Source organism: Mycobacterium sp., from assembly GCF_049281135.1.
GTDB lineage: Bacteria > Actinomycetota > Actinomycetes > Mycobacteriales > Mycobacteriaceae > Mycobacterium.
In genome coordinates, this window is the sequence record NZ_JBAPRN010000114.1 from 1 (window position 1) to 4186 (window position 4186).

The 4186-nt window shown below is 62.1% G+C and carries 5 protein-coding genes; all 5 read right to left on the reverse strand.

Translation table 11 applies throughout. The features are described 5' to 3' along the window. On the reverse strand, positions 1-261 hold a 261-nt coding region (locus tag WAN02_RS04570), incomplete at its 3' end, for an MlaD family protein (protein WP_422262990.1). Continuing rightward, entirely contained in the window at positions 258-1316 is a 1059-nt protein-coding gene (locus WAN02_RS04575; RefSeq protein WP_422262991.1) for an MlaD family protein, read from the reverse strand. The genes WAN02_RS04575 and WAN02_RS04570, both read right to left, overlap by 4 nt. After that, on the reverse strand, positions 1313-2470 hold the full coding sequence (locus WAN02_RS04580) for an MlaD family protein (protein ID WP_422262992.1): 1158 nt from the start codon (positions 2468-2470) through the stop codon (positions 1313-1315). The genes WAN02_RS04575 and WAN02_RS04580 overlap by 4 nt, the downstream gene beginning before the upstream one ends. A 1-nt stretch (position 2471) precedes the next feature. Continuing rightward, the gene (locus tag WAN02_RS04585) at positions 2472-3482 is read right to left on the reverse strand and encodes an MlaD family protein (RefSeq protein ID WP_422262993.1); all 1011 of its coding nucleotides are present in this window, start codon (positions 3480-3482) and stop codon (positions 2472-2474) included. Next, a partial coding sequence (locus tag WAN02_RS04590; protein ID WP_422262994.1) for an MCE family protein occupies positions 3482-4186 on the reverse strand: 705 nt, incomplete at its 5' end. The genes WAN02_RS04590 and WAN02_RS04585, both read right to left, overlap by 1 nt.

Below are 4186 nucleotides of genomic sequence, written 5' to 3' on the forward strand. Positions count from 1 at the left end.
CACCGGGTGCGCGCGGTCGAGATCGATCGAGACCGCCAGCCCCGTTGCCGTGGTCTCGATACCGGTCACCCGGCCGACCTTGATACCACGCATCGTCACGTCGGACGTGGGCATCAGACCGCCGGAAGTGTTGAGCAGCAGCGTGAGTCGGGTTACCTGTTTTGTCGGGCTCATATCGAGCACGCCGACCGACATGTAGACCGCGCCCAGCAGCGTCAGCACCGCAAGGATGACCAGCGTGACACCGGCATTGAATTTCATGGCACCAGCCCCATGGACTGCATAGCCCTGACCGCCTGGTCGGCCTTATCCGCGGGGTCAACACCCTCGCGCCCGGTCGGTGGATGAAGCCCGGAAACAATGTATTTCGGCCCTCCATTGCGGAAGAACCCGATGAGCTTGTAGCGCAACAATGCGACGAACTTGTCGGCGATCACCGGAACGGTGGTGTCAACGGTTGCCAGCGTCCCCACCATCGGCGTGATATAGGAAAGCATTTGAATCAAGTCGCCGGTGATCGGATTGATGAGCTGTCCGCCGAGGTTGGCGATATCCTGCGAGTCACCGACGACGTGGAGGATGGCGACAGTCACCGCCGATAGCCCTTCGAGCTTCGGCGGGCCTTCGGCTACCAGCCGGTTGAACACGTCGGTATTGGCCGCCAAGTTGGTGGTGATGTTCTCCATGCTGGACAAGATGCCGTCCATGGTGTCCTGGTTGGCTGCCAGGTCATTGAGTACGCCGCCGATGGTCTTCTGAATCCGGGTCAGCTCCGCGGGGTCGTTCGGGAACGCTTTGTTGAGGTTGACCACGGTGCTTTGCAGTGTGCCAATTGCGCCCCCGGCCACCAGGTTTGACACCGACCGCAGGACGTCTTCGACGTTGTCGGCCGGCGCGGTATTGCGCAACGAGATGGTGTCGCCGTCCCGCAATACCCCCGCCGACCGATCCTCGGGGGGGACCAGCGCGATATAAATGTCGCCGAGGGGGGTGGCCTGGCGCAGCTCAGCGCGGGTGTTGCCAGGGAGCTTGGTGTCGCCGGACATATCGACGTACGCGACCGCCGTGGCGCCCTCGAGCTGGACGTGGTCGAGCACGCCGATCTGCACTCCACCGGAGTCCACTTTGGCGCGGGCCGGCAAGTTGAGCACGCTGGAGAACTCGATCTTGATTCGGTAGGTGTGGTGGGGCGTGTAGGCGCCCGGGACCGGGAGCCGGGTCGGGTCTAGCGAACATGCAGACGCCAGGCTGATGGCCACCGCGGCTAGCAGCCAGGCCAGCAGTACGCGCGCAGCGCGTATCGAGCGTCGGGTCATGGCAGCGCGGCCCCCAAGATGAGATCGGTCAGGCCGAGGGTGACCGGATCCGAAGCGCTGCCCGACGCGCACGCCGCCGCAGCGCCCGGGACATTGCGCTGCCGCAGACCCTCGCAGATGGCGCCGGCCTGTGATGGCGAAATCGCCACCTGCGGTGGGATATAGGTGACGTTGTGTGTCCCCCACGCCGGCTCGTAAATATCGCTCAGCCAGTGACTGAACTGCGGCCACGAGTTGATCATGGCGAGAATGGCCGGAGTGTGTCTGTTCAGCACGTCCCGTGTCCAGGTGATCGCCTTGTCAAGTTTTTGATAGAGCCGCGGCCCCCACCGGTTCATCGCCTCGACCAAGATCGGCAGCAGGTGGGACAGGTGGATTAGGGCCGCTCCGAAGTTGTCCGACAGGCCCTCGATCAATTGGGTTGTGGTCGGAAGGGTTCGGATCACCGAGGCGAAGCTGTCCCAGTTCTTGAGAAAGTCTGAGGTGAGGATCTCACTGTTTTCGAAGAGCTGCCGGTAGTCGGCGTCGGCCTTGTAGGGGTCGGCGAGCATGGAGACCAGATTGCGCAGGGTCTGGTTGAGGCCGGGGCCAGTGCCGTCCAGCGAGCGGCCGGCGGCGCGTAAGCTCTCGTTGATCGCGTGCACACCCGGGGCCTGGGACGGGTCTTGGCCGTTCTGGGGATCCAAGATGGCGTCGGCGAGTTTGCCTATGGCAGCGAAGGTTTCGCTGACGCTGATCGGGGTCTTGGTCGACTTCAGCTTGATGCACTCCGGCCCGGTGAATTTCGGGCCTCCGGTGTAAGGCTTGGTCAGTTCGATATGGCGGTCGGTGACAATCGATTGCGAGTAGGTGACCGCACCGACGTCGGCCGGCAGATCGAGGTCGGTGGGTACCGTGAAGTCAACCTCGACGTGGTCGGGCTTGTTGACAATCGCGGTCGTCGAGCCGACTTCGATACCCAGCAGCGCGACCTTGTTGCCCGGATAAAGGCCCACCGCGTCGGCGAATTCGGCGCACATCGCCCGAGTGTGTTGGGGCATCAAGATCTTGGCGCCGATGACGACCGCTGCCGTGACCGCGACGATGACGACCGCCACCGCAGCGATACCCGACGGGGAACGCAACCGCGAGCCGACCGGCGACGGCCCGGTCATGTCAACAGTTCCTCATGATATTGGGCAGGCACAGGTCCTGTCCGGGGACTAGCCGCTTGTGTTTGTCGAAGACGACCCCGTTCCCGCTGAGCATTGGCACCACGATGTTGAGGCTCTGCCCTAGCTGGTCGAGCGCCTGGCCAATACGGTCGGGATGGGCGACCAGCGTGTCGGTGATGTCCTCGATTCCGTTGACGATCGGCGCGACCTCCCGACCGTAAAACACCGTGATACGGTCGAGAACTCGAGCCAATTCGTTTAGCAGACCGAAAAACTCGATGATATCGACTGCCTTCGAGGTGTACATCTTGCCGAGGATGTCGAGTTGCTCAAACAACGTGATGAGCTGCTTCCGTCCGGCGACCACGGCTCGCAAGCCGTTGTTAGCGAAGTCGAGACTGCGATGGAAGTCGTTGGTGGACTTGCTCATCGACGTCGTCAACGCATTTGCCGACCGGAGCAAATCGCGGATCGCGTCGGGATACCTGTTGGCCGCGTTGGCAACCTCGGTGAAAGTATTGTGGATGACTTGGCCGTTGACTTCCTTGATCAGCGGTGTTGCCGCCTGAATTATGTCGTTGACCTCGAACGGCAGCGTGACGCGTTGCGGTGGAATCACGTTGCGGCCTAGTGGTAAACCGCCCTTTGGGTCAAGCGCCACATAGTGGCCGCCAAGCGGAGTCAGGAGCTTGATGTCGAGTGTGCATTCCGAACCGACGACCACCGAACGCTCAACGTCGAATTTGATCTCGACGACGGCGGCGTCAAGACGGACACTGGTGACCTTCCCGACCGGGATGCCGGCGATCCGAACCTGGTCGCCGACGCGCACACCGCCGGAGTTAGGCAGGTGCGCGGTATAGCCGTTCTGATTGGTCGGATTGAGGTAGGCCATTGCGGTAACGGCCAACGCCGCAATGATGACAACGACACCGACGATGCCGTGCCGGCGATTGCGGATCGCGGCGCTGCGCTCGTCGAGCGCAGCACGGCCCCGTCGCCGCTTGTCCATCACCGACACACCACCAAGTTCTGCTGCGCGAATGACACCTGCCCGATCCCCGGCAACGTGACTTCGCCGTGTGAGCAGGAAAACGTTGGTGTGGCGGGCTTGTCGTCGGCCAGCCAGTCCCGTGCTCCTTGGATTAACGACGGCGCGAGCGACAGGCCCGCAATGATCGTCGCGGTCTGCGGCCACATCCGACTGCTCAGGTCATAGAGCGGGACCGTGGTCCCGTCAAACATGCGCTCGGCATATTGCAGGACGTGGGTGGTGTTTCGCAGTACCGGCAGTCCCGAGTCCAGCGCGGCACGGAACTCCTCAGCCATGGAACCAAAGTTCGTCACCACCTCGTTGAGGGTGGCGATGAGATGAAACAGTTGCTGTGATTTGCCACCCAGATCTTGGGAGATCGCACTGAGATTCCGTATCACGACGGTGATAACCGCCTGGCGATTCACGGCCAACTTCGAAATGACGTCCAGGTCATGCAGAAACGGGCCAATGCCGTTTTCATCACCCTGAATCAGGCGCAGCAGGTTCTCACCCAACAGGTTGAACTGGGCAGGGTCAAGGGTTTGGAAAATCGGCCGAAACCCGTTGAACAGCTTGGCTACATCGAACGACGGTACCGTCTGTCCCAACGGAAGGTTGCCGCCGGCCTGCAGCCGTCGATCGGGGTCGGCCGGCTGGACGAGTTCCACGTAACGTTGACC